The organism is Acinetobacter sp. TGL-Y2, from assembly GCF_001612555.1.
Taxonomy (GTDB): Bacteria; Pseudomonadota; Gammaproteobacteria; order Pseudomonadales; family Moraxellaceae; genus Acinetobacter.
This window is the reverse complement of sequence record NZ_CP015110.1, coordinates 1,403,335-1,428,735: the sequence shown is the minus strand read 5'-3', so window position 1 is coordinate 1,428,735 and position 25,401 is coordinate 1,403,335. Positions and strand designations below refer to the sequence as shown.

General features: G+C 39.4%; 22 protein-coding genes and 2 pseudogenes. 11 read left to right on the top strand and 13 right to left on the bottom strand.

Annotated features, from left to right (window positions below):
* Positions 1-666: 666 nt before the first annotated feature.
* Positions 667-1,496 (bottom strand): annotated as a pseudogene (locus tag AMD27_RS19120) (IS3 family transposase); the annotation flags it as partial.
* 253 nt (positions 1,497-1,749) lie between these two features.
* Between AMD27_RS19120 and AMD27_RS06585 the strand changes: the two are divergent.
* Together AMD27_RS06585 and AMD27_RS06580 are read left to right on the top strand one after the other, a co-directional pair.
* Positions 1,750-2,901 carry a DUF1615 family protein gene (locus AMD27_RS06585; RefSeq protein WP_416202807.1) on the top strand — a complete coding sequence of 384 codons (1,152 nt, stop codon included), beginning with the start codon at positions 1,750-1,752 and terminating at the stop codon, positions 2,899-2,901.
* Positions 2,868-3,515, top strand: a complete 648-nt coding sequence (locus AMD27_RS06580) for an HAD-IB family phosphatase (RefSeq protein ID WP_067657997.1) — start codon at positions 2,868-2,870, stop codon at positions 3,513-3,515. The genes AMD27_RS06585 and AMD27_RS06580 overlap by 34 nt, the downstream gene beginning before the upstream one ends.
* A 45-nt stretch (positions 3,516-3,560) precedes the next feature.
* Here AMD27_RS06580 and proB read toward each other — a convergent pair whose 3' ends face one another.
* The 4 genes from proB to AMD27_RS06560 all read right to left on the bottom strand — a co-directional run bounded on the left by proB (position 3,561) and on the right by AMD27_RS06560 (position 7,373).
* Positions 3,561-4,694, bottom strand: coding sequence for a glutamate 5-kinase (gene proB / locus AMD27_RS06575; RefSeq protein WP_067657994.1), 1,134 nt, complete (start codon positions 4,692-4,694; stop codon positions 3,561-3,563).
* Between the two features lie 29 nt (positions 4,695-4,723).
* Positions 4,724-5,938 carry an Obg family GTPase CgtA gene (cgtA, locus tag AMD27_RS06570; protein WP_067657992.1) on the bottom strand — a complete coding sequence of 405 codons (1,215 nt, stop codon included), beginning with the start codon at positions 5,936-5,938 and terminating at the stop codon, positions 4,724-4,726.
* Between the two features lie 129 nt (positions 5,939-6,067).
* On the bottom strand, positions 6,068-6,913 hold the full coding sequence (locus AMD27_RS06565; protein ID WP_067657990.1) for a PhzF family phenazine biosynthesis protein: 846 nt from the start codon (positions 6,911-6,913) through the stop codon (positions 6,068-6,070).
* A gap of 82 nt (positions 6,914-6,995) precedes the next feature.
* Entirely contained in the window at positions 6,996-7,373 is a 378-nt protein-coding gene (locus AMD27_RS06560) for a winged helix-turn-helix transcriptional regulator (protein ID WP_067657983.1), read from the bottom strand.
* Positions 7,374-7,495: 122 nt separating this feature from the next.
* Between AMD27_RS06560 and AMD27_RS06555 the strand changes: the two genes are divergently transcribed.
* Entirely contained in the window at positions 7,496-8,353 is an 858-nt protein-coding gene (locus AMD27_RS06555) for an SDR family oxidoreductase (RefSeq protein WP_067657980.1), read from the top strand.
* 104 nt (positions 8,354-8,457) lie between these two features.
* Here the strand turns inward: AMD27_RS06555 and AMD27_RS06550 are convergent, their stop codons facing one another.
* Together AMD27_RS06550 and AMD27_RS06545 are read right to left on the bottom strand one after the other, a co-directional pair.
* Positions 8,458-9,138: a hypothetical protein gene (locus AMD27_RS06550; RefSeq protein ID WP_067657963.1), complete on the bottom strand. Its 681-nt coding sequence runs from the start codon at positions 9,136-9,138 to the stop codon at positions 8,458-8,460.
* The gene (locus AMD27_RS06545; RefSeq protein ID WP_067657960.1) at positions 9,138-9,911 is read right to left on the bottom strand and encodes an MFS transporter; all 774 of its coding nucleotides are present in this window, start codon (positions 9,909-9,911) and stop codon (positions 9,138-9,140) included. The genes AMD27_RS06550 and AMD27_RS06545 overlap by 1 nt, the downstream gene beginning before the upstream one ends.
* A 668-nt stretch (positions 9,912-10,579) precedes the next feature.
* On the opposite strand from AMD27_RS06545, the gene AMD27_RS06540 reads away from it, so the two are divergent.
* The gene (locus AMD27_RS06540; RefSeq protein ID WP_067657957.1) at positions 10,580-10,843 is read left to right on the top strand and encodes a hypothetical protein; all 264 of its coding nucleotides are present in this window, start codon (positions 10,580-10,582) and stop codon (positions 10,841-10,843) included.
* 24 nt (positions 10,844-10,867) lie between these two features.
* On the opposite strand, the gene AMD27_RS06535 is transcribed toward AMD27_RS06540, so the two are convergent.
* Positions 10,868-12,325, bottom strand: coding sequence for a glyceraldehyde-3-phosphate dehydrogenase (locus tag AMD27_RS06535; protein ID WP_067657953.1), 1,458 nt, complete (start codon positions 12,323-12,325; stop codon positions 10,868-10,870).
* Between the two features lie 431 nt (positions 12,326-12,756).
* On the opposite strand from AMD27_RS06535, the gene AMD27_RS06530 reads away from it, so the two are divergent.
* A complete protein-coding gene (locus tag AMD27_RS06530) occupies positions 12,757-13,692 on the top strand; it encodes an IS5 family transposase (protein ID WP_081405939.1) in 936 nt (311 codons plus the stop codon).
* A 41-nt stretch (positions 13,693-13,733) separates the two neighbouring features.
* Here AMD27_RS06530 and rarD read toward each other — a convergent pair.
* The 3 genes and pseudogenes from rarD to uvrB form a co-directional block, all read right to left on the bottom strand.
* Positions 13,734-14,655 (bottom strand): annotated as a pseudogene (gene rarD, locus AMD27_RS06525) (EamA family transporter RarD).
* Positions 14,656-14,917: 262 nt separating this feature from the next.
* On the bottom strand, positions 14,918-15,505 hold the full coding sequence (locus tag AMD27_RS06520; RefSeq protein WP_067657951.1) for a lipocalin family protein: 588 nt from the start codon (positions 15,503-15,505) through the stop codon (positions 14,918-14,920).
* 119 nt (positions 15,506-15,624) lie between these two features.
* A complete protein-coding gene (gene uvrB / locus AMD27_RS06515) occupies positions 15,625-17,646 on the bottom strand; it encodes an excinuclease ABC subunit UvrB (RefSeq protein WP_067657948.1) in 2,022 nt (673 codons plus the stop codon).
* A 185-nt stretch (positions 17,647-17,831) separates the two neighbouring features.
* Between uvrB and AMD27_RS06510 the strand changes: the two genes are divergently transcribed.
* The 6 genes from AMD27_RS06510 to AMD27_RS06495 all read left to right on the top strand — a co-directional run bounded on the left by AMD27_RS06510 (position 17,832) and on the right by AMD27_RS06495 (position 22,860).
* Entirely contained in the window at positions 17,832-18,611 is a 780-nt protein-coding gene (locus AMD27_RS06510; protein ID WP_067657946.1) for a hypothetical protein, read from the top strand.
* Positions 18,612-18,741: 130 nt separating this feature from the next.
* Positions 18,742-18,870: a hypothetical protein gene (locus AMD27_RS19280; protein WP_265733175.1), complete on the top strand. Its 129-nt coding sequence runs from the start codon at positions 18,742-18,744 to the stop codon at positions 18,868-18,870.
* A gap of 311 nt (positions 18,871-19,181) precedes the next feature.
* Complete coding sequence (locus AMD27_RS19115; protein ID WP_228140725.1) at positions 19,182-19,826, top strand: hypothetical protein; 645 nt, start codon at positions 19,182-19,184, stop codon at positions 19,824-19,826.
* Positions 19,804-20,157 (top strand): GGDEF domain-containing protein, encoded by a 354-nt coding sequence (locus AMD27_RS19110; protein ID WP_265733174.1) that lies wholly within the window; start codon positions 19,804-19,806, stop codon positions 20,155-20,157. The genes AMD27_RS19115 and AMD27_RS19110 overlap by 23 nt, the downstream gene beginning before the upstream one ends.
* A gap of 269 nt (positions 20,158-20,426) precedes the next feature.
* The gene (locus AMD27_RS06500) at positions 20,427-21,887 is read left to right on the top strand and encodes a sensor domain-containing diguanylate cyclase (protein ID WP_067657943.1); all 1,461 of its coding nucleotides are present in this window, start codon (positions 20,427-20,429) and stop codon (positions 21,885-21,887) included.
* 221 nt (positions 21,888-22,108) lie between these two features.
* Positions 22,109-22,860 (top strand): IS5 family transposase gene (locus AMD27_RS06495; RefSeq protein ID WP_416202806.1). Its coding sequence is split into 2 segments (ribosomal slippage): positions 22,109-22,322 and positions 22,322-22,860, totalling 753 coding nucleotides; the frame shifts between segments, so codons are not numbered across the junction.
* A gap of 272 nt (positions 22,861-23,132) precedes the next feature.
* Here the strand turns inward: AMD27_RS06495 and zapE are convergent.
* Both zapE and AMD27_RS06485 read right to left on the bottom strand, forming a co-directional pair.
* A complete protein-coding gene (gene zapE / locus AMD27_RS06490) occupies positions 23,133-24,281 on the bottom strand; it encodes a cell division protein ZapE (RefSeq protein ID WP_067657940.1) in 1,149 nt (382 codons plus the stop codon).
* A gap of 104 nt (positions 24,282-24,385) precedes the next feature.
* Entirely contained in the window at positions 24,386-25,396 is a 1,011-nt protein-coding gene (locus AMD27_RS06485; protein ID WP_067657937.1) for an AraC family transcriptional regulator, read from the bottom strand.
* Positions 25,397-25,401 lie beyond the last annotated feature (5 nt).

The window sequence follows — 25,401 nt, the reverse complement described above, 5'->3', positions numbered from 1 at the left end:
TGCCTTTTCTTATATATTGCCTAATTAAACCATTTGTATTTTCACAAGCACTATAGGAATCAGCGAAATAGAAATCTATCCCTAGCTTTTGGGCAACATACTCATGCAAACTAAACTCTTTACCATTTAGCTGACCTCTGAGCGGATCAAGTAGACTGATTGTTGCTTGACAAACTTCCTCCGACTTGCGTGAACTACACTTCTTCAACCACAGATAACCAGTCTTACGATCTACTATTCAGACCAATGATTGCTTCTGGTTCTTACCAAAAATCGTATCTATTTCTAAATCTACAAAGCGAGTGCGCTGCTCAATCTCACTGGGCCTGGCATAAATACTGTTACGATTGATCAGCTGACCACGAGTTTCAGGAGAACCATATTTTCTTTTTCTTTGATTTCTGAAACGTAAGTTTTGAAACAAAGTACCGCTCTTGTTTTATCCTTTCATATGAAGCGATAAGTTGAATGAAAACTGAATGGAACACGAGAAGCAATCTGTTCAGGACTCCATTGAAGATTAAGATAAGTGATGACATGTGACCAAACATCATCAGGAAGTCTTTTGGGATGAGGTCAATATCGTCTTCAAGATAAGATATTGATATGTTTAGCATCTGATCTCAATACGTAAATTTTCTTTTTAATACGCTCTCGCTTTAGCTACTGAAAGAAGCTCTCAGCAACAGCATTATCATGGCATGAGCAGTGTACTGCGCAAGTGTCTACTGATACTGCTTTCAAGATTACGATGCTTGAGGAAATTCTGCCATTCATAACTGGTATATTGGCTATCTTGGTCTGAGTGAATGAGTACTTTACTCTTCGGTTTCCTTCGCCAAAGAGCCATCAATAATGCATCTAAAACCAGCTCTGTAGTCATTCTCGATTTCATAGACCAGCCAACCACAAGGCGCAAAAATAAGTCAATCTCCACAGCAAGATATAAACCACCTTCATATGTGCGAATATCTTGCGAAGCAGCTCTTCTCGTATCAGTCACCTGAGAAACACTGTTCGCAAGGATTAGGCTGAGTGGGATTAAACTATCGCTCTAAAGTGTTTGCGGAAACCACACTTGCCATACCTGCATGAGCTCTAGGTTTACGATAACCGCGCTGTAATTTAAGCCCATCCGCTTTCATGAGCCGATCTACTCGATTAGTACCGCAACTTTCGCTAACGTCTTTCAAATCGCGGTGAATCTTGCGATAGCCGTAGATACAACCAGATTCGAGCTAGAATTGTTTAATCAATCCTGAAAGCTGTTGTCGTTTCTTCGCAGTTTTAGTGATGGGTTGATTTAGCCATGCGTAATAGCCACTATTCATGAACATCTAGAGTTGAACATAAACGACGAACAGACCATATATGCTGATTGTCCTAAATAAAGGCATGCCTCATCAGGACTGGCTTGCGAAGTACACTGCGGCTTTTTTTAATATATCTCTTTCTTCTGTGACTCTTTGAAGTTCTTTTTTTAGTTTTACCAATTCTGCAACATATGGTTTACTGCTCATAAGCACCGCTTTATTCGCCACTTTATCTAACTAAAAGGTATTTATATAATCGGTGGCTATTCAATTTGATAGCTATTACGAACCCATATACATATATATTCATACAATTTTCGACTGACATAGTATACTTAGCCTGCTCTCACAGCTCACCTATTTATCAGCGCGTTTTATTCTTATGAAAAAAAGTTCTCCCCCTTACTTCGTATTAAAAGCATGCAGTATTGCAACAATGACATTTATGCTCACTGCTTGTGGCGATGGTTCATGGTGGAATGACGATGAAAAAAAGATTGACGCAGATCAAATCAAAACCCTTATTCCAAGTCGCGTAAACGACCGTACCGCTTGGGCAAAGGATATTGATGACATCACTGAACAGCTCGGTATTCCGCAAACCAAAGAAAATATCTGCAGCATTATTGCGGTGGTCGATCAAGAATCTAATTTTGTGGCAGACCCGCACGTTCCGGGCTTAGGTGCTAAAGCAGTCAAAGAAGTTGAAGATCGTTTTGATGAGAAATTCAAAGATAAACTTGGCGATAATATTGGTGGGACAGTTGCTGGATATTTCCAAGAAGTCCTACGCAATCAACCCACGCCTGAAAATAACTATTTAAAACAAATGCGTAAAGTCAGCACAGAGCGTCAACTCGATGAGCTGTATCGTGAAATTTTTGCGCATATGGCGAAGCACTATCATGTCAGCGCACTCACGGGTGCTGCACGTCTGGTGGGTCAAGATATTGGTGAAAAGTTAAATCCCATTACCACCTTAGGCTCTATGCAAGTTCACATCAGCTATGCCAAAGACCACAAACGTCAAGCTGGCAATATTGCTGAGCTTCGCACTGATTTATATAGCCGGTACGGCGGTTTATATTATGGTATTCATCGTCTAATGATGTATCCCGTGCAATATGATAAATCCATTTACCGTTTCGCAGACTATAACTCAGGCATGTATTCGAGCCGAAATGCGGCTTTTCAAAGCATGCTCAATGACTTAACCGCAGCGGATCTAAGTTTAGATGGTGACTTATTGCTGTATAACAAAAATGGTAATCCACGCGCTGAAAAAAGTGAGTCTGAACGTGAGCTGATCAATGTCTTTGCAGCCAACAATGTACTGATTACACCCCGACAAATTCGCTCCGACTTAAAGAGCGAAAAAGAAAATAAATTTGAATCCACTGAAACCTATAAAGCCGTGACAGAACTTTATGAAAGCAAGATTGGCAAGAAGCAATTTTATGCCATCATGCCTGAAGTGGTTATTTCAGGCCCGAAATTGAGTCGTGAATACAACACCAACTGGTTTGCAACACGGGTAAATGGACGTTATCAAACATGTATGCAAAAAGCGAAACAACTAAAAACTTAGCCTTATTCGACTTCGACGGCACTTTGTGTAACAAGGACAGTTTCACTGGTTTCATTTTTTACGCCTTGAGAAAACGTCATATCGTTAAACAAAGTATTAAGATCTTACCTTGGATTCAAGCCTATTATTTAAATATTTACCCAGCTGACGCTATGCGTGCTAAACTATTCAAGGCCATGTTTTCCGAGCAATCGGCAACTGAAATTTTAAATTTGGCATTGGAATACTCACAGCATCTGCGAAATAGTTTGGATGCTGAACTTTATAAGCAACTTTTGAAACATAAGCATAATAATGATGATGTTGTAATTGTATCTGCTTCGGTTGATATCTATTTAAAAGACATTGCAGAGCTTTTAGAAGTAGATCTGATTTGTACGGAAGCTGAGATTAGGAATAATCAGTTCACTGGCTTATACGCGACACCTGACTGTAGTAATATTCAAAAAAAAATCCGCATATTAGAAAAATATGAGCTTCATCATTATGATTTGGTCTATGCCTATGGCAACTCCAAAGAAGATTTAGATATGCTCAGCCTTGCTGATTTCGCTTATATGGTCGGTGTAGACAACCATTTACCGCACATTCAGCAACAAAAAAAGCTCGCCTAAGCGAGCTTTTTTATTTATTCCGTCAAATTCTGACGGAATTTTGCACTAATATATTGCCATATGATTGCGATGGATCATCTCTAAAGAACGCGCCTCACCTAAAACCTGATGCACTTTATCAGAAGACAAACCCTTCACAGTGTCAGCCGAGCGCGAACTAAAGTTGACGCGTCCCACTGCAATACGACCGCCTTGCTGATCCACGCACTCAACCACATCACCCCGTTCAAAGTGCCCTTCAACCGCCTTCACCCCTACAGGCAAAAGACTGCGATGGTTTTCTTTGATCGCTTTGACAGCACCATCATCAATCACCAGACGACCCGCTGTTTGTAAATGCGCGGCCAACCATTGCTGATGGGCCGTGATCCGGTCATTATCAGTGATGAATAACGTTCCCAACAACTCACCCGCCATAAGGCGTGCAAGGACATGGTCACTTTCACCACTGGCAATCAATGTTGGACAACCTGATTTTGCTGCTAAACGCGCTGCGCGAACTTTGGTGAGCATGCCGCCACGACCAAATTTTCCACCACCACCTGCCATATCAAATAGACTTTCATCTAAGGCACGAACGGTAGAAAACAGTTTGGCATTTGGATTTGAACGTGGATCTGAGTCAAACATGCCTTGCTGATCCGTTAAAATGATCAACAAATCCGCATGTACTTGACCTGCCACCATCGCAGCAAGCGTGTCATTGTCACCAAAACGAATTTCATCAGTTGAAACCGTGTCGTTTTCATTGATCACAGGCACAACTTTCCAGTCGATCAGATTTTGTAAAGCATCACATGAATTGAGGTAACGACGGCGATCTGCAAGATCGTCATGCGTAAGCAGGACCTGTGCAGTCTGTATTTGATGTTTTTCAAGTACACTTGACCAAGTATGGATTAATCCCATTTGGCCAATGGCTGCACACGCTTGAAGACTGGGTAGATCGGTGGGTCGATGCTCAAGTTTCATGCGAACCATACCTTCAGCCACAGCGCCGGAAGACACTAGAATAATCTCATGCCCTGCATTGTATAAATCTGCAATTTGATTTGCCCAATGCGAAATCGCATCTAGATCTAGACCTTTTCCGTTTGCTGTGAGTAAAGAAGATCCGATTTTAACAACGATTCGTTTACAAGCCTTGAGCTGACGTTGCCCATCTACCACTTCTATCATCTTGTCCTCAGTAACTCACTTGCATGAGTTTAACGTACGTAAACCACTTCCATATCGCCGTCATCACCATCTTCGTCTTCATCATCATCGCCAAGTAAACCCGAAAGACGTTGTTGACGACGCATTTCACGATAGGCTTCTTTCGCAGCAATCGTTTGCTCACGTGTTTCAGCTTCAAGCTGATCACGGAATGCTTTCATTTCTGCTGCGTACTCAGGATCTTCAACTTCGCGTTCGCGTTGCTGTTCAATTTCATCCATCAAGTAATACACAACATCTTTGGTACCTTCAAAAGTCAGACCCGATGTTTTGAACACTGGACCTGTCCACTGCATTTCTGCAAGCAAATGATCACACCATTCATCACGTGTATCGGAAGACAATTGATCAATTTTGTTGAGTACCAACACCACAGGCAATTTAGACAGCGTTGGAGAAAATTTCTCTAACTCCTTTAAAATCGCTTTGGCATTATGTGCAGGATCAGAACCATCAATCGGTTGAACATCCACAATGTGCAACAAAATACGGGTACGTGCCAAATGCTTCAAGAAGCGAATACCTAGGCCTGCACCATCAGATGCACCTTCAATCAGCCCCGGAATATCCGCCATCACGAATGAACGATGACTGTCTGCATCAACCACACCCAAGTTTGGCACCATCGTGGTAAATGGATAATCTGCAACTTTAGGTTTTGCCGCAGATACTGCACGAATAAAGGTCGATTTACCCGCATTCGGCATACCCAGTAAACCCACATCCGCAAGTACTTTAAGTTCTAAACGAATTTCACGGTATTCACCTTTAAAACCATGGGTGCACTTACGTGGTGAACGGTTTGTCGATGATTTAAAATGCGTGTTTCCTAGACCACCATCACCGCCTGCTGCAACCAACACGCGTTGACCATTGGTGATCAAGTCTCCGATAATATCGCCAGACTCTGTATCTACAATTGTTGTCCCAACTGGAACTTTTAATACGGTGTCTTCACCGCCACGGCCAGCACAATTTGCACCACGACCATTTTTTGCTCGCTCTGCACTGAATCGACGTGTATAACGATAATCTACGAGTGTGCTAGAGTCGTCGCCAGCTTCTACGTATACGCTGCCACCACGACCACCATCACCACCATCTGGGCCACCAAACGGTACGAATTTTTCACGGCGAAAACTGGCTACGCCATTGCCACCGTCGCCAGCCTCTACGGTAATGACTGCTTCATCAACAAAGCGCATAATGCCAATCCTCTAAATACTTTAAAACCGCATATTCTGCCATATTTTAAAGAATTTCTCGAATAGTATTATTCCGCATTACATGAAAAACCGTTTATTTCTTTTGGATTTTGCTTGAAGAACTCTAATTTAGATAAAAATCTCAGCTTGCATATACAATTTACACTGTCCAGAAATTTCTACCCGATCATGCTCAAGTAATTTACAATGCAATACACCGCCTCGTTTCGAGGCTTGATATGCCGTGATTTTATCTTTTTTTAATTGCGGATACCAAAGTGGAATCAGTGAGGTATGTAAAGACCCTGTGACTGGATCTTCATCAATTCCCATTGATGGTGTGAAATACCGAGAAACAATATCATAAGGAGATGCAAGCCCCATAGCTAGGTTAATACTCTGCATAGAAGCAGCACCATTTGTAACATCATTTTTTGCCGTGATCGCTACGCGCCGCCCGCCTAATTGTTTAATTTTTTCAAAGTTGGGCCGTTCATTTAAAACTGATTCGACCGTCGGATAGATCACAATGTAGGCTTGAGGATTGATGAACACGTCAAAACATTCCTGAGTTAAAGCTTCTTTTAAAAGTTCAGGTATTTCGACTAGTCGTGCAGGTATTTGAACAGGCAGATTCATCGAAATAAATCCATCTTGTAATTTTTGAATATAAAAATCACCTAAGCCAGCCACATGAAAAGTAATTTCGGTTAGATCAGGATGGTTCCTAAAAATAATAAAACTGGTTGCCAACGTTCCATATCCGCAAAATTGAACTTCTTTGACAGGCGAAAACCATTTTATTTCATAATGCAACTGATCAACTTTCTTGGCAAAACTGGTTTCTGATAGATTATTTTCTTGTGCAATATTCAGCATGAGCTGATCATCCAACCATTCATCTAAAATAATCACAGCAGCTGGATTACCAGAAAACAAATGATTACTGAAAGCATCTACTTGATACATTTTCATTTCAATGCCTCTTGTTAAAAACAGGTTTGAATTCTGAGTTTAAAATCCCAAAAAAGAATATATCTAATTGAAAATCAAAATATCAAGAACTCACTCTTTCTTTATTCTCCAGTATCTCAGGCAAATTTCGCTCAATCCATCCCACCAATTCCACCATTTTATGGGCAGCTTGTGAACCCATGATCGTCAGCTGATATTCCACTTTAGGTGGCACAACAGGATAAACCGTGCGAATCAAGAAACCATCTTGCTCTAAAGTCTTTAGCGTTTGTGACAACATTTTTTCACTCACGCCTTCTATACGCTGTTTCAACTCACTAAAACGATGCACACCTTCACTTAAACACCGTAGAACCAGCACTGACCACTTAGTGGTCAGGTGCTCTAAAATTGTACGAGATGGACAGTTATTCGATAAAACCTGTCCCAATAACTCACTCTTTGCATACTGACCGCTCATGTATTCATTCCACTCGTGACTGATTAATTTTAAACTTACTTTTTGGTACGTACTTACAATTTGTAAGTTATCAGATTAAGATTTCATCATCAAGTTTATTTTTTAATCACAAAGAGAAGATCATGAATATTGCAATCACAGGTGCAACAGGTCAATTAGGACGCTTCGTTATCGAGTCCCTTATTCAACTCAATTCACAACACCACATCATTGCATTGGTGCGTGATCTCGAAAAAGCCTCAGTCCTTAAAGCTCAAGGTATTGAAATACGACACTTTGACTATGATCAACCACAAAGCCTAGCAAATGCATTAAAAGGTGTAGATAAATTACTGCTGATTTCAGCCAATGAAGTTGGACGTCGCACCCTACAGCACAAGGCAGTCATTGACGCGGCTAAAATAGCGAATGTACCCTACATTGCGTATACCAGTTTACTGCGTGCTGACACTTCACCGTTGGGTTTGGCACAAGAGCACCGCGAAACTGAAGCACTCATTAAACAAAGTGGCTTAAGCTACACCTTACTTCGTAATAATTGGTACAGCGAAAATTATTTGGCTTCACTTCAGCATGTGATCGAAACAGGCATTTTATTTGGCGCAGCAGCAGATGGACAAATCAGTTCAGCAACGCGTCAAGATTATGCAGAAGCCGCAGCGCATGTGTTAAATGGCACTGAGCACCATAATAAGACCTATGAACTTGCAGGTTCGCAGGCATTTACGCTAAGTGATTTGGCAGAATTAATATCTAAAGCATCTTCAAAACACATCAGCTACCAGAATTTAAGCGCTGAGGATTACAAACAAGGCTTAGCGCAAGCAGGTCTAGCACCTGAGCTGATTGAGGTAATCGTCGATGCAGATGTACAAGCAACTCAAGGTGCAATGTACAGCGAAATCACTGACCTAGAACACATACTCGGCCGTGCTACTACCTCTATAGCAGATTCGATTAAACACACACTTCAAGTCTAGTTGAGTTCAACCACTTAAACGTGGTCATCATTTAACGAAAAAGATCGCCTGTTCAATACAAAACAAGCGATCTTTTTTTTATTCAAATCTTCTTTGAATGCTGTTTAAGGATGAATATTTTTAATGGGTAAGGTCATGTTCATGTCTAAGTCGGCTTTACTATCGCGTTCACTGTTATACATGGTGGCGTTAAAGGTGGCGATTTTACGCATGGTCATTGGATCATTGACGTTCAATTTCGGCGTAAGTTGATGGACGACATATAAATTTATACGTTCATCAAACTCTAGATACACCGGTCCTTCAAACGCAATTCGAATTGGGACGTCATAACTCTGCTTTAAATGAAACGGCACTTTAAGCCGAATAGGAATATCGATATTTAAAGGGAATTTAGGCAGTAGCTTTGATTGATAGACCAGATCCGTCGTGGCACTAAGTGGCATCACTTCATCAATCACCACTTCAGTTTGATAATCCACCGCCACAGAAACAGGCACGTCTACACTAAACTTTAAATCAGCCAGATACTTACCCTTCAAGGGCAAATCAATATTTTGATTCAGATTAATTTGAGTGTCTAAAACCCCAATGGACTGCGCTTCAAGATAGTTTCCCACATTGATTTTGGTGGGTAATGAATGCGACAACTGAATATCTGCATTGCGTGCCGAAACATGCATCGACGCTTGCACATTGAGATATAACCAAAAACCGATTGCCACCAACGCAACAACCACGATAAAACTCAACATCAGAAATTTGGCAGAATAAAATAATTTCATTATTTCACCTGCTCTGATTTCACCGCCTGATTGTTTTTCTGTGCCTGATTTTGCGCTGGAGTCTCAGCGCTTGCTGAATCTTTCTTCCGCTCACGCATCAATTGTACTGAACTGAGAGGAATCACCAGCTCACCTTTTTTAATTTTAACCGGCAAGGTGTTTTGCACATCAACAGTAGCATCTAAGGCCGTTTTGATCGGAACATTTAAATGTCCCTGTATCGGAATATTGGTTTTAAGCGTAGTTTTAAGGGGGATGTGTAAATTTTCTTTTAATACCGTCTGAACCGGTGCATTAAATTTTAAATGAATATTTTGCTCAAGTGGCACATCCATCTTGATAGGCACATTCAGTTTGATCGGAATCGTGCCTTTTAGCGGTAAGGTAATATCTCGACCCAACACTTTAATTTTAACTTTGGTATCAACCGCAAGGTCTTGATCCACCACCAAGGTTTCACGCACAGGAATAATGGTTTTAATCGGGACTTGATTGTCAAAATAAACCCTTGGCGTCAGCGTTTGTTTTAATGGAATATTTAACTGTTCATCAATCGGAATTTCAGCATTGACACGTCCCGTGACATCCACATCTAGTGCATCATGAATTTTCACTTTGGCTTGTAAAGGCGCTTGCAGATCAATATTGACACTTTGGTCTTCAAGCGGAATATAAATATTGAAATGTTTGAACACCCAAATTGCGAGCAATACGCCGCATAGAGCTGCGATGATGATAAAAGCCAATCCACTGAGCACATATTTCAATTGCAATCTTTTAATCCTTAAATTTTATTTTTATGACATTACATATTGTCATGTAATTATGCGATTTAGTTTGCAATTTTATGTAAAATTGAATCATTTTAATCAGTATAATGATGATGATGATGATGATGATGAAAACTCAAAATTATTTTATTTGTGATAATTTGATTAACATCATCTCTTAAATTGATACGAGATACAATTTAGAAAGTGGGACAAATCAAGACACTATAGCAGCTGTGCTAAAAAAGCTTTTTAAGCACGAATTCGAGCATAAAAATATACTTTTTTTACTTAGTACTGAGCATCCTAAAAAGCAAGCGAAATGGCACTACTATTTTGCATATGTATCAAATTAAAAGTTAAAAATTGAATATTTATTTGAGCAGAAGATGCAAATGAATGTATTCGATTTAGTGAGCTCAATTACAGACCAGTACAGTATTTTTCTTTTGGATCAAATGAATCACATAAGTTTAAAGGACTTATTAAATTTACCTGATTGGCATTAAAACCTCTCTAATTTATTACAACAGGCAAATGATATCCAAATAGATGATTATTTTTTTGATGCTAAGCGACGTTTTTATCAAACCTACACTAACAAACTCAATCAACATCATCTTTATGAACATTATAAAAAAGTTCTGACTAACTTTAGATTGGGTGGATCCATGACTTGCATACTTAAGGAGGATCAATATCATTGGCCACATATTTATTTTTTAGCCAATCAAGCAATCAAAGATCGTGAAGATCTAATTTTCGATATTGATTATCTGGGACGTGCTATACCATTTAGTAAGAAATTTGAATTGATCTATGAAAATTTAAGACAATCATCCCTAGATGCGCGATTAGATATTACTCCATATTTAAAAAGTGAATTGTTTGAAATAAACTCAACAATCCAATGGCGTAAAAAAACCCAACACTAAGTTGGGTTTTTTGTACTTTACAAATTATGCATTTGTTTCCGCTGGAACTTTTGGATAGCTTACGCCGCCCATTTGTTCAGCAATACGCAGCACTTGGCAGCTATAACCCACTTCATTGTCATACCATACATATGCAGTTAAGCGGTTACCTGAAGTGATGGTGGCTTGCGCATCAAATACACCCGCAGTACGCGAACCAATAAAGTCTGAAGAAACCACCTCAGTCGAGTTGGTATAACCAATTTGACCTTGAAGGCTTGAACTAATAGAAATTTGACGAATGTATTCGTTCACTTCTTCACGGTCCACTTCTTTATCTAAGGTTAAGTTTAGAATCGCAAGTGATACGTTTGGTGTCGGTACACGTACAGAGTTACCTGTCAATTTACCTTGAAGTGCAGGAAGCGCTTTCGCAACCGCTTTCGCTGCACCTGTTTCAGTAATCACCATGTTCAAGGTTGCAGCACGACCACGACGGTCTGCTTTATGGTAGTTGTCAATTAAGTTCTGATCGTTGGTGAACGAGTGAACTGTTTCAACATGACCATTCAACACAGTGTATTTGTCATGCAATACTTTCAGTGTTGGGGTGATTGCGTTTGTGGTACAGCTTGCAGCAGAGATGATGGTATCTTCATCTAAGATATCCGCTTGGTTTACGCCGTACACCACGTTCTTCATGTCACCTTTACCTGGTGCAGTCAAGATCACACGTGCAGCACCTGGACATTTAAGGTGTTGTGCAAGACCTTCAGCATCACGCCATTTACCCGTATTATCAATGACTAAAGCATTGTTAATGCCGTAAGCGGTGTAATCCACTTCAGCTGGGCTAGATGCATAAATCACTTTAATAAATTGACCATTGGCAATAATCGCTTCATTTTCTTCATCTACAGAAATGGTGCCTGCGAATGGACCGTGAATCGAATCACGACGTAAAAGTGACGCACGTTTTTCCAAATCACCATCAGATGATTTACGCACCACAATTGCTTTTAAGTTTAAACCACGGCCAAGACCAGATTGACCAATGATTAAACGTGCAAGAATACGACCAATACGACCGAAACCATAAAGCACAACGTCTTTATGTTCTACAGAAGTAGGGTTGCCTTCTAAAGATTGAACAGCTTGTGCAACGAATGCATCGATATCGCCGCCTTTTTCTTTATATTCAACAGCAAGTTTGCCTAGATCAACTTCAGCAGAACCGATATTTTTAACTTTAGCCAATGCTTCTAAGATTGGGAAAGTGTGAACAACTGAAAGTTCAACATCCATCATACGTGTACGACGGTGTGCTTTCAGAATTTGAATCACTGAACGGTTGATTAAAGAGCGACCATAAACTGAAGCCACGATGTTTTTTTCACGATACAATTGACCCAATAGGGCGATCATACGTTCCGCAAGTTCTTCACGGTTTTTCCAGCGGCCTTGGTGCTCTGCATGTAGGGCAACGATAGTGTCTTTGCTCACAGATACTTCCTCTAGTTTATATATCTAGGCATAAATTTTTAAACCCGACAATTGTAATGGAATTATCTTGGAGTTGAAATCAAAACTGGGTTTATTTTTATTGATGAAATATTCTAAGCCTACAAATCTAAGCCAAGATACTGTTTTAATAATAAATTTCATCAAGAAATAACTTCATTTTATCTATAAATACCTGAGTATTCACTCTAAATAGCGGATCTAGCACATATTTTAAATGAACCTTTGAACCTGAGATTAAATTTAAACGCCTATTTAAAATCACGCGTCACACGCTTAATTCAAGGTGGGTGAAAAACGTAAATCATAGCTGATCGAGGAGTTAAGGTCTTCTAAATTAAAATCTTCTAAGTTTTCAGGGCTTTGTTGCACAAACCTACCATTAGATGTTCATTCAGCAATATAATTTCTGAATGAACAAGCCTACGCCTAAAATTTATCGTACAACCAATTGGTCTTCCTATAATCGGACCTTAATCAACCGAGGAAATATCTCCATTTGGTTTGATCCTAACACTCAGTGGTATGCCCAGCCAAAAGCTAAACACGGTCGAAATCACACCTATTCCGATACCGCTATCCAATGCTGTTTGATGATCAAATCTCTATTTCGCCTATCTTTACGTATGGTCACAGGCTTTGTTCAAAGTCTGATTAAACTCTGTGGATTAGATTGGGCAGCACCAGATTATTCGACCATATGCAGAAGACAAAAGCATATTGATATCGCAATTAGCTATCAGAAAAGTAGTGATGGACTGCATCTACTCGTCGATTCTACTGGTCTGAAATTTTTAGGTGAGGGTGAATGGAAACGTAAGAAACATCAGCTTGAATACCGTCGTCAATGGCACAAACTGCATATTGGTATAGACGCTAAAACCCTACAAATACGGGCTGTACAACTCACTACAAATGATGTCAGTGATTCACAAGTATTAGAAGATTTACTTGCTCAAATTCCCTTGGATGAGCAAATTGATTCTGTCTATACGGATGGTGCTTATGACACAAAGCATTGCCGACAAGTCATTTTAGATCGAGATGCACATGCGGTAATACCACCAAGGAAAAATGCAAAGCCTTGGAAAGATCAGCAAGCGATGTCTATAGAGCGGAATGAGTTATTGAAAACAGTCAATCTTGCGAAGCAGTGCTTCTCAGGAAGATCCCTTTGGAAAAGGTGGTCTGGTTATCACCGTCGAAGTTTGGTAGAAACCAAGATGCATTGCATCAAATTATTAGGCGATAAATTAACAGCAAGGAGTTTCCCTAGTCAGGTGAATGAGATTCACGCACGTATAGCAGTGTTAAATAAATTTACGGAATTAGGTCGCCCTCATACCTAAGTTGTCACTTAAATTTGGCTCACTTAGAGTAGCTCTGCCTTTCAAACCTTTGTGCAACAAAACCAATTTAATGCCAAAGTCTGTGCTTGTTTACGCTGTTTATATAAATAAAGGATACCTTCTATAATTAATAATACCACCGCAAGCCAAATGGGAATATAGGTCAGCCACTCGCCTGCATCCACCCGCTCACCCAAAGCAATCGAGGCAAATGCCAGTAAAATCGGTTCTAAATAACTGAGCAATCCAAAAATAATAAAAGGTAAATAGCGGCTCGCTAATATATAGCTTCCCAAACCCATTGCACTCAAAAAACCGAGTCCAACTATGGCCCATACTAGATTTGGAAATTCGACGATTAAACCCAATGAATCACTATGAACAAAAGCCAAATAAAATGCGACGGGCAGAATCAAACACAAATCCCACCAAAAACCACCCAAATGATCAGTGTGGAATTTACGTCTTAAAAAGAAATAAATTGGATAGGCTACGGCGACATAGGCAATTTCCCAGGCAATGTTGCTAATTCGCCAAATTTCATGCCCGACACCCAAAACCGCCAGAACCACAGCTGCCATTTGCCAAGTACTGAGTTTTTCTTTGTAGAGCACACAGCCAAAAAGCACCATGACCAAAGGCAACAGGAAATAGCCCAACGAGACTTCTAAGCCGCGACCATTGATCGGCCCCCATAAAAACAACCAACTGTGTAGTACATAAAAATGAACTGATGAACAGCCAAATAAATAAACTGGGTTGTTGAATAACTCGTTTAAAAATAGACGTGACATGCTTTAAATCTCCTGACCACCACATAAATACCGTGAGAAAAGGTAAGGTCGCAAGCATACGCCAAGCAAAAGTTTGTTCACTGTCGAGTGGCTTTAAAAAATGGGTAAAGAAATACAATACACCAAAAATGACTGATGCCAAAACAGATAATGCCACACCCTTATACATCTTATCTTCCAACATCAGCCCAAATGGCATTATACCGATTGAATCTTATTTATGCCTTCTAAAATAAGCACTTTTATCAGTTGAGACCATTTTTAGCATTGATGTGATTAAGTTTTTTTCTAGAACTTAATTTACAGGTCTAGATCTGCATTTATAAAATGCTGGGCATCCATCATCCATCAATGCATCGATTCTTTAAAAAAAGCCACGTCAGACGTGGCTTTTCAAATGTTCATCTCGGCTTAAATATTCGAGATCTTTTTTATTGACCGGTTTGTTTAGTGTTAATTACATCACCTAAATCATAGCCGACTGATTTTGCATAGTCTAAATACTCTTTCACGACTTTCTCATTGGGCTGACTGGTTCGAGACAGTATCCACATATACTTACGACCTGGCTCACCCACCAATACGGTTTGATAATCTGCATCAATTTTAAGAATCCAATAATCACCGCGACCAAAAGGCATCCAGCGGATCGCACTCGGCAAGAAACTCACTTTCAATTTCGAGTTATAGGGTGGATTTTGAATAAATGCTTCACCCACGGATTGATTTAATTTTCCATCTTGCGAATAACAACGATTATCTACATTGACGTTGCCATTTTCATTTAAGGTATAGGTTGCAGTCACATTACGATCACATTTCTTTTGAAAATAAAGTGGCTTACGTGCAACTTCATACCACACCCCTAAATAACGATCAAGTTCAACCTTATCCACTGTTTTTAACGGTTCATCTTTAGCATACGCCATAGTCGCTGCGCCTAAACCAAGCAGTAACGCACTACCCAATGCAATTTTACCTATTCGATAGCTCACTTTTGGAAGATTTGTCATGGTCATTCAACTACCCCTTCAGTATTTTTTTAATAAAAAGTATATAACACTTTATAAAATAACGATGAGTTCAGGCTAAAGTTGTATTGTTATGTAATGATTTTGAAGCAAAATTTATCTCAAAGCTATTTTAACATTTGCGCTTTTAAGCGCACAATTTCATCTCTAAAACGTGCAGCTTGCTCAAATTGAAGTTCCTTCGATGCTTTAATCATTTCTTTTTCAAGCTTCGCCAAATGTTTCGACAACAATTTCGGGTCTGCCAAAATATGACGTTCATCCGCACTGAGTGCTTTAGCTTGACCTGATATATTGGCATCGATTTGATCATCCGTTAAATCTTCACCCGTATCGAACTCTTTTACGGTTTGACGCACAGTTGAACGTGGCGTAATACCATGTTCTAAGTTAAATTCAATTTGCTTATTTCGACGACGCTCAGTTTCATCCATGGCCTTACGCATGGAGTCTGTGACACGATCTGCATATAAAATGGCTTTGCCTTTAACGTTACGTGCAGCACGACCTATGGTTTGAATCAGCGCCCGCTCTGAACGTAGGAATCCTTCTTTGTCTGCATCTAATATGGCAACCAAGGATACTTCAGGCATATCTAAGCCTTCACGAAGTAAGTTAATTCCAATGATCGCGTCATAAATACCAGTACGTAATTCATGAATAATTTTAACACGCTCGACTGTATCAATATCGGAATGTAGATACGCCACTTTCACACCATATTCTTTTAAATATGAGGTTAAATCTTCTGCCATACGTTTAGTTAGAGTCGTCACCAAAACACGTTCGTTTAAGTCTCTACGATTATTAATTTCTGATAAAACATCATCTACCTGCGTTAAGACTGGACGGATTTCAATTTCAGGATCAATCAGTCCTGTCGGACGCACCACTTGTTCGGCCACTTGCTCAGATTTTTCAAGTTCGTATCTGGCTGGCGTTGCGCTGACAAAAATGGTGGTGGGAATAATTTTTTCCCACTCTTCAAACTGCATTGGGCGGTTATCCAATGCACTTGGTAGACGAAAACCGTAATTCACCAAGTTTTCTTTGCGTGAACGATCGCCCTTATACATCGCGCCAATTTGCGGAACAGTCACATGCGATTCATCAATAATCAGTAAAGCATCTTCAGGCAAATAATCAAATAAGGTCGGCGGCGCTTCACCAGAAGGACGACCTGATAAATGTCGTGAATAGTTTTCAATGCCGTTGGTATAACCAAGCTGTTGCATCATTTCCAAATCATAACGGGTACGCTGTTCGATTCGCTGCGCTTCAAGCAATTTATCATTTGCTCTAAAAAACTCTAATCGCTCTTTCAGTTCAGTCCGAATCGTACCAATGGCACGTTCTAAATTATTTTTAGGTGTCACATAATGGCTTTTTGGATAAATGGTGATGCGAGGAATTTTACGCACCATTTTCCCCGTTAGAGGATCAAACCAACGTATGGAATCTACTTCATCATCGAACAGTTCGATCCGTACTGCATTTTGATCAGATTCAGCTGGGAAAATATCTAAAATTTCACCGCGAATACGATAGGTACCCCGCAAGAACTCTAACTCATTACGGGTATATTGCATCTCAACCAAACGGCGAATAAGCTCGTCACGACTAATTCGATCACCAGTGACGATATGCAACAGCATATTCATATAGGCATTTGGATCGCCCAAACCATAGATAGCAGACACAGACGCTACAATGATGGAATCTTTACGCTCAAGCAATGCACGCGTTGCAGATAAACGCATCTGGTCAATATGATCATTGATGGCAGAGTCTTTTTCTATAAAAGTATCTGAGGAGGGTACATACGCTTCAGGTTGATAATAATCATAGTAACTGACAAAGTATTCAACCGAGTTATTCGGGAAAAAGGCTTTGAATTCACCGTAAAGCTGTGCAGCCAAAGTCTTATTATGTGCCATGACAATAGTAGGACGTTGTAATTGCACAATCACATTCGCCATGGTGTAAGTCTTACCTGAACCCGTTACTCCTAGCAGTAATTGATCGTGATAGCCCTTTTTTACGCCTTGCACGAGTTTCTCAATTGCCTGAGGTTGATCTCCCGCGGGCTGATAATTGGTGACCAGTTCAAAAGGACGACTCTCACTCACAAGTTCAATCTCACAAATAGCTTTAGGAAAAATAATTTTAGGACAAGTTTAACAGAACTCAGCTTTAAGACTGTTGAACTGCGTTTTATTTATGGGGTTGTATTGTTTATATTCAAGTAAATTCACTTGACCCTAACGCCAATCAACTGCAACATGGATTAACCCGATTGTATTTGTGAAATTATATGACTTATCAATATCATGATGAAAGTATTATCAAAAGCTTAGCGGAAGATACTGTTTTTGTTTTTGGAAGTAATTTGGCAGGTACTCATGCGGGAGGTGCTGCAAAAACGGCTTTACTGCATTTTGGTGCAGTTAAGGGTGCGGGCCGTGGCTGGTCTGGGCAAAGCTATGCCATTCCCACGATGAATGAACATTTACAACAAATGCCCCTGTCTCAAATTCAGCATTATATTGAAGATTTTAAAATCTATACCAAGAATCATCCTAAAATAAAATACTTTATTACTTCAGTCGGTTGTGGTGTCGCAGGTTATAAAGTAGAAGAAATTGCACCGATGTTTAAAGGCATTTCTAAAAATGTCATTTTACCCGTATCGTTTCGACCTTTTGTTGAAAGAACTTTGCCTAAACTCACCAAAGACTTATTACATACCTTCATTACAGATGATGTTATTTTCCATGCAGAACCGAGTGAAGCCATTCAACTGCTCCCCTTAACAGATGCTGAAAAGAGTTTGGCAACTATTGTCATCAACACACCCATGTATCCGAATGACAGCAATGGACGTGATCGTATTTTTGAAATCCAAGATATTTTGCACAATTTGAGTGGCAAAATTTTTCAGTTCAAAGATCAAACCGATGGTTCGATGGTCTTTGGCGGTGTAATCCTTGCGCTGCTTGAGCTTTACAACTTAAATGAAACTGATTTTGTTGATGTTTGGAATGGTGTTCGTGAGGTTTCACCGCCACGTCCTGCGCATCGTGCAAAAAAATAAGTCGCTAATTAACGCTGGATTTAAATTGAGTACATTCTCTCTATAACTGAACGCTATAGTCTGACTGTATAATCAAACTCTATGATCAAATCATAGATTTAAAAATCATTAGCATTGGATAGGAATAATCATGGAGCAGTTAGATTTAGCAATCTTTGATTTATCTCCTATTGCGATGTGGATTCAAGATTATAGCGGTGTGAAGAAAATCTTTGAATCCTGGCAAGCCGAGGGCATCTCTACGCGAATATCTGATTAAAGATCCAAGCCGTTTAATGCCCTGTTTAGCCACCATAAAAACGACATGAATTAATCAAAGCACATTAAAATTATATGAAGCTGAAAATTTAGAGGCCATTTTAGAAAGTTTTTCAAAGCTTCATTTTGAAGAAATTACTCAGCCACAAGTAATCTTCTTTTTAGAGCTTTGGGAGAAAAGCTCTGATTGTGTTTTTGGCCCTGTCAATTATACCTGTAGCGGTAAACAAATTGATGTGCAGCTGCGTGCCAATCTCATTACTGGCTATGAAGACACTTGGGAGAAAAATTTACTAACCATTGAAGATATTAGTGAGTTTCAAAACGCACGGCGCTTTGCTGAATCGATCTTCACCTATAGTCCAACAGCGCTTTAGATTAAGGATTACAGTAAGATCAGACAACATTTTGCAGATTTGCAGCAACAACAAGTCACAGACAAAAGCCTATCTGAAGCTTCACCCCGACTTTTTACAGCAATGCTTCAATGACATTGATTTTCTAGACATCAATCAGTCCATGCTGAAATTGTTTAAAGCAACTGACAAAAAGATGTTCTTTGGCCATTTACCGCGTATTTTTTACATTCACATCCATCAATCATTTTCTGAACAACTTTTGCAGCTCTGGGAAGGAAATTATTATCAGCAGCGTGAATGCACCTACTACAGCATCGATGGAAAAATGATTCATGTGCTGGAGCAATTTAATATTTTTCCACACAATGTTGATGATTGGGGTGTAATTCAGATAGCACTCACAGAAATTACTGAAAGAAAGTTTCTAAAAAATCATCTACAGTATCTGGGTAAACATGACATTTTGACCAAACTGTACAACCAAACTTTTTATACGGAAGAAATTAATCGTTTAGAGGAAAAATTCGATTTATCCCGTGTCATGTATTTATTTGGACATGAATGGTTTAAAAAGCATGAACGATACTTATGGGCATGACGTAGGTGATCAAATCTTAAAACGTTTCGGTAACATTCTCAGCCTTGCCATAACCAACACTACATACTCTGTCTCACGTATTGGCGGTGATGAATTTGTTATTTTGATGCCCAGTGCAGATGATCAAGATGTACAAAAAATGTTGAGTACTTTAGATTCACTGGTGTATTTGGATAATCAAAAAAATCTGAATTTCCCCATCAGTGTGGCAATGGGCTACTCCACCACCCAAAACAATGAAAGTATCGAAGATTTACTTAAACGCGCTGATCAAACCATGTACATCAATAAAAATAAATACTACGCATCAAATTCAAATCGACGCAGTTAATCATTTCAGTTATCTTTTAAATCTGAAGCATAGCTGACGATTTTATCCACAAATTTGAAGAAAGATTTCTTCTGAGCAGTTTGAATAAATCGACTCATAAAATTGACTAAAGAACAATCAAATACTCTTTAGCCAAAAGATATAATGTTCAAAATAAAAAATTGCAGTGATATTAATCACAATAATAGCTTGTTTGTGACCAATATCACATTTATAGTAATGTTATAGTATACACTTGACTTACAAATAATATAAATAAGGCCAACATTATGGAGTTTCTAGATTCTTCGATATTTGATTTATCGCCCATTCCAATGTGGCTTGAAGATTACAGTGAAACTAAAAAACAACTGGAAATTTGGCGCGCTGAAGGCGTTGTCGATTTACGTACTTTTCTCGAAGAAGATCTTCGGCGAGTCACCTTGTGTGCGCACAAAATAAAAATAATTAAAGTGAATTCAAAAACGCTTGAACTGTTTGAAGCACAAAGTTTGAAGCACTTAACCCAAAACCTAAGTATTATTTTTCAACAAGACATGTTTGAGTCGCATATTGCGGAGCTGCTCGCGTTGTGGGATGGGAAATTTGAGTTTAGTGGCACTGTAATCAATTATACGATTTCAGGTAAACGTCTTGATATAAAACTTAGAGCAGTGGCCTTGCCAGGATCAGAAAAAACTTTGGATCGTCTTCTTATTACCACTGAAGATATTACCAATTATCTGAATGCCAGTCGTTTAGAAGAAAAAAATCGTATCTTGGCAGAAGCGCGTTTCACCTACTCACCCACCTCACTTTGGGTCGAAGACTTCAGCCGGGTAAAACATCGCCTTGATCATTTAAAACAAATTGGTATTGAAGATTTCCGTACGTTTTTAGATGTGCATCAAGATTTCGTCAATCAATGCATTGACGATATTATTTTACTCGACGTCAACCAAGCGACCTTAGATTTGTTTAAAGCATCTGATAAAGAGGTGATGTTTAAAAATTTAAATAAAGTCTTTACCAAAGACATGCATCAAACCTTTAAAGAACAATTGATTGAACTCTGGAACGGTAAAATTCATCACAGCCGTGAAGCAATTAACTATGCGCTCGATGGCAGTATTCGCAACGTACTACTGCAATTCACCGTATTTCCAGGTTATGAAAATGATTGGAGCATGGTTCAACTGGCACTGACCGATATCACTGCGCGTAAAAAAGCAGAGAGTTATCTAGAGTACCTCGGCAAACATGATGTATTAACCAAACTGTATAACCGCTCTTTCTTCACCGAAGAAATGAACCGATTAGCGCGCGGTATGGTTCGTCCTGTTTCAGCGATTTTTATCGACATGAATGGCATTAAAGAAATCAATGATGGCTATGGTCACGATGCGGGCGATGATGTACTGCGCCGTATGGGCAATATACTAAATCGCACCGTACATAATACCAATTTTACTGCGTCTAGAATTGGTGGTGATGAGTTCGTAGTGCTGATGCAAGGAGCCAATGAAACCACCGTTCAATCTACCGTGATGACGATTCAAGAACTCATGAACATCGATAATCAATATTATTCTAGTCATACCATTAGCATTTCTATGGGACATGCTTCAACTCGTGACAATGAATCACTGGAAGATATGCTTAAACGTGCAGATCATGCCATGTACAAACAAAAGAAAAATTATTACGAGTATTTAGAATCTGAAGAATCGGTATATATATCAAATTCTTAAGCTCAACTGAAAACAGGCCTAATGCCTGTTTTTTTATTGCTCAAAGTTATTTGAAAGATTCACATCATTTTTTTATTTTAGAGCACTCCATTGAAGTGATTTTTCTTAACATACCCTTCACAATACTTTAGGGCGTGTCCTCATTTGAAGTATATATTTCACTCATCAGTTTCATTCTATTAAAATAGCTTAACTCGTTGTCTAGAATTAAGCTTCAGATCATGTCACGTAGAGTCATCACAGACGAAATTTGGAATCAAATCCAACAAACTATGCAATTTTATGGCTGTTATCGTTCACGTAATAGTAAGAATATTATGGAAGCCATCCTATGGAAGCTTCGCACTGGTGCTCCTTGGCGTGATGTTCCTGAAGATCTTTGCCCATGGCAAACGGCTTACAACCGGTTTAATCGTTGGGCGAACAAAGGGCTCTGGGAGAATTTGTTTTTAAATTACGAGGCGTATTGGATAAAGAATGGGTATTCATTGACGGAAGCTATATCCGCGCGCATCAGCATGCAAGTGGAGCTCGGCATGGTGAAGAAAGCGCAATTGGAAAATCAAGAGGTGGAGCGACTACAAAAATTCACCTTGCCGTCGATGCGAGTGGATATCCGATTGATTTTGAAATCACTGGCGGTGAAGTCCACGACAGTCAAGTTGCAAGCCAATTAATTGAATTGGTGGGTGAAGCAGAGTATTTGATTGCAGACAAAGGCTATGATTCAGAGAATATCCGGGAAGTTGCTCGAAATCATCATATGATTCCGATCATTCCAAGAAAATCTAATAGTAAGAAAGTAAACGTTGAATTTGATCATTATCTTTATGGATTAAGACATCTCGTTGAAAATGCGTTTGCTCGCTTAAAACATTTCCGGGGTATTGCCACTCGTTTTGAAAAGTTAGCTCGTAATTACAAGTCAATGTTATTTTTGGCTTGCTCATTCATTTGGTGTAAATCCAAATGAGGACAGACCCTAGAATATATGTACTGACAATTACTTTTCACCGCGAAAATTTTCTATTACACCCATAAAATATTTCACCGAGTAAGATATTGAAAATTAAAATTTTAATTTTTCGGCTAATGAATAAACACTTAGCTTTGGAGTTCGCACCTGTAGCAATTTTCAATTTTATTCTTGCGATAAATGAAAGATTTGATTTGCCTTTAGATTTGAAATTTATGAAGTAAAAAAGAGAGGCAAAATGCCTCTCTTCGCTCAAGGGATTTATAGTATTAGGCTGACGCTTGCTCACCCGCAATTTGACGATGCGCAGATTGTAAATATTCGTCTGACTGCATTTCAAGTAGGCGTGAACGGGTACGCTCAATTTCAAATGCCAGTTTTTCACCACTGTATAAATCGATAATTCCAGCTTCAGAAGTAAGTAACAACTTCACGCCACGGTCATAAAATTCATCGACTAAATAAATAAAGCGGCGGGTTCCTTCAGATAGAACGTCATTCAGATTGGGGACATTACTGACTAAAACAGTATTATAAATATTTGAAATTTGAATAAAATCTGCTGGGCTTCGTGGCTTCATACACAACTCTGAAAACTCACACCACAGCACATCTTCAGTATGTCCTAGGGTATCGACATTACGACCATTAATCATAATGGGCTCATCACTAACGGTTTGCGACTGGGTTAATGCTGCAAAACGCTGTGCCATCCATAGTTTATGTTCGTGCGTTAAAGGTGATTTGAACAATTGCGCTTGTTTCAATACCCTTAAACGATAATCCACCCCTGCATCGACATTGAGCACGCGACAATGCTTTTTCACCATTTCAATGGTCGGAATAAAACGATCGCGATGAATACCATTTTTATATAAACCATCAGGCGCAATATTTGAGGTGGCCACCAAAGTAATACCCCGAGTGAATAATTTTTGGAATAAATCACTCAGAATCATCGCATCTGTGACGTTCGAGACAAAAAATTCATCGAAACAAATCACTACTGCTTCTTTGTAGATTTGCTCAGCCACAATATCAAGTGGATTTTGTTGACCTGAGTTTTTATTTAGCTCTTTATGCACATACTGCATAAAGTGATGAAAGTGCATGCGGGTTTTACGACGAAATGGAATCGATTCATAAAATTGATCCATCAGCCACGTTTTGCCACGTCCGACACCGCCCCACATATAAACACCTTGCGGTGCAGTCTGACGGCGAAAACGTCGAAAGGCTTTTTTAGAGGCTTTATAACGTGAGATCAGCTCTTCCCAGACACGGTTTAACTCATGCACAGCCTCTGCTTGTGCATCATCTGCCATGAATTGACCAGAAGAAATGGCTTTTGCATAACGTTCTGCGGGAGACTGAATCTGAGAGTGTAAATTGTTCTGAGTCGATTTAAGATCTAACATAAAATTTATTTACTGTTGTAGGCTGAAGAAAGTATAGCGAAATATGGCGTGTTATAAATAACACTTTGGCATGGGTCAAGCCGGTATAACCTATAATGCTTAGGCTATTTCCCATATTGGCGTGGACTTTGTCCAAACCACCGTTTAAATGCATGATTGAACGCCGCGGGTTCTGAATAACCCAGCATTTCTGCAATGACTTCAATCGAATATTCTTTGTATTCAATGAGTCTCAAGGCCTTATGCTTCATCAATTGCTCACGTATTTCTTTATAACTGGTGTTTAACTGTTGTAACTGATGACGCAGCGTTCGCTCAGGAATATTTAAAGCAAACGCAGTTTCAGTCATGGTTGGCAAAATGCCTTTTTGTAATTCTAAATAATTTTGAACCCGATCAATTAAAGGATTGAGAACCTCTTCTTCCTCATTTAATCGTGCAATTTCTGCAACACATTTGGCTTCATATACCCGAAATGTAATCACATCTGCTGAAGATAACTTGAAATCAAGCAATTGTTGATCAAACCAAAAAACGGCTTGCTCTGCGCCAAAATGAATATTGTTGCCATAATAATGCTGATACTTTTGAAGTATAGACGCATCTTCAGGCGTATCAAATGGCAGTTCAACACGAATCTGCGGAATATCCAAACCCACCATTTGGTAAATATCTTTAATAAACTTGTATGTTCCAGAAATCTCACAATGCGCGCGAAACAAATCTGTATCGCTGAGCAATTCGTTTGATCGGTAGGTTAATGCGGCTTCTTGAGCATTGATGGTACTGCCCAAAATCCCAGAAAGATGAGTCAAACCTTGAAAACGTACGCCATTTTGGATTGCAGCATAGACTGTTTGACTGGTGACCAAAAGCATTAATAAAGGTCCATAACCTGCCAGTGCATAATGCTGCCCTACCATCAGACCCACCAGTGGATCTACATCTTTGGCAATAACATTTTGTATTGCACGTTCCACACTCGGATGAATAATCGAACTCGGATCAAGTGCGTCTGCTTGTAAACCAATACTGGCCAAACGTGCATCAATATCAATCTCTGTTTGACGCATGCCTTGTATTAAATACATCAACCCCAGTATGGATCTCTTCATTGCTT

Bases quoted from the DNA above. Each gene is read 5' to 3' on its own strand.
- AMD27_RS06500 (WP_067657943.1), top strand. From the start codon at position 20,427: ATGGAGTTTCTAGATTCTTCGATATTTGATTTATCGCCCATTCCAATG.
- AMD27_RS06520 (WP_067657951.1), bottom strand. From the start codon at position 15,505: ATGACCATGACAAATCTTCCAAAAGTGAGCTATCGAATAGGTAAAATT.
- cgtA (WP_067657992.1), bottom strand. From the start codon at position 5,938: ATGCGCTTTGTTGATGAAGCAGTCATTACCGTAGAGGCTGGCGACGGT.
- AMD27_RS06555 (WP_067657980.1), top strand. From the start codon at position 7,496: ATGAATATTGCAATCACAGGTGCAACAGGTCAATTAGGACGCTTCGTT.
- AMD27_RS06580 (WP_067657997.1), top strand. From the start codon at position 2,868: ATGTATGCAAAAAGCGAAACAACTAAAAACTTAGCCTTATTCGACTTC.
- AMD27_RS06585 (WP_416202807.1), top strand. From the start codon at position 1,750: ATGACATTTATGCTCACTGCTTGTGGCGATGGTTCATGGTGGAATGAC.
- zapE (WP_067657940.1), bottom strand. From the start codon at position 24,281: ATGTTAGATCTTAAATCGACTCAGAACAATTTACACTCTCAGATTCAG.
- AMD27_RS06565 (WP_067657990.1), bottom strand. From the start codon at position 6,913: ATGAAAATGTATCAAGTAGATGCTTTCAGTAATCATTTGTTTTCTGGT.
- AMD27_RS19280 (WP_265733175.1), top strand. From the start codon at position 18,742: ATGGAGCAGTTAGATTTAGCAATCTTTGATTTATCTCCTATTGCGATG.
- AMD27_RS06530 (WP_081405939.1), top strand. From the start codon at position 12,757: ATGAACAAGCCTACGCCTAAAATTTATCGTACAACCAATTGGTCTTCC.
- AMD27_RS06550 (WP_067657963.1), bottom strand. From the start codon at position 9,138: ATGAAATTATTTTATTCTGCCAAATTTCTGATGTTGAGTTTTATCGTG.
- AMD27_RS06510 (WP_067657946.1), top strand. From the start codon at position 17,832: ATGACTTATCAATATCATGATGAAAGTATTATCAAAAGCTTAGCGGAA.
- AMD27_RS06560 (WP_067657983.1), bottom strand. From the start codon at position 7,373: ATGAGCGGTCAGTATGCAAAGAGTGAGTTATTGGGACAGGTTTTATCG.
- proB (WP_067657994.1), bottom strand. From the start codon at position 4,694: ATGATAGAAGTGGTAGATGGGCAACGTCAGCTCAAGGCTTGTAAACGA.
- AMD27_RS06485 (WP_067657937.1), bottom strand. From the start codon at position 25,396: ATGAAGAGATCCATACTGGGGTTGATGTATTTAATACAAGGCATGCGT.
- AMD27_RS06540 (WP_067657957.1), top strand. From the start codon at position 10,580: ATGACTTGCATACTTAAGGAGGATCAATATCATTGGCCACATATTTAT.
- AMD27_RS19110 (WP_265733174.1), top strand. From the start codon at position 19,804: ATGAACGATACTTATGGGCATGACGTAGGTGATCAAATCTTAAAACGT.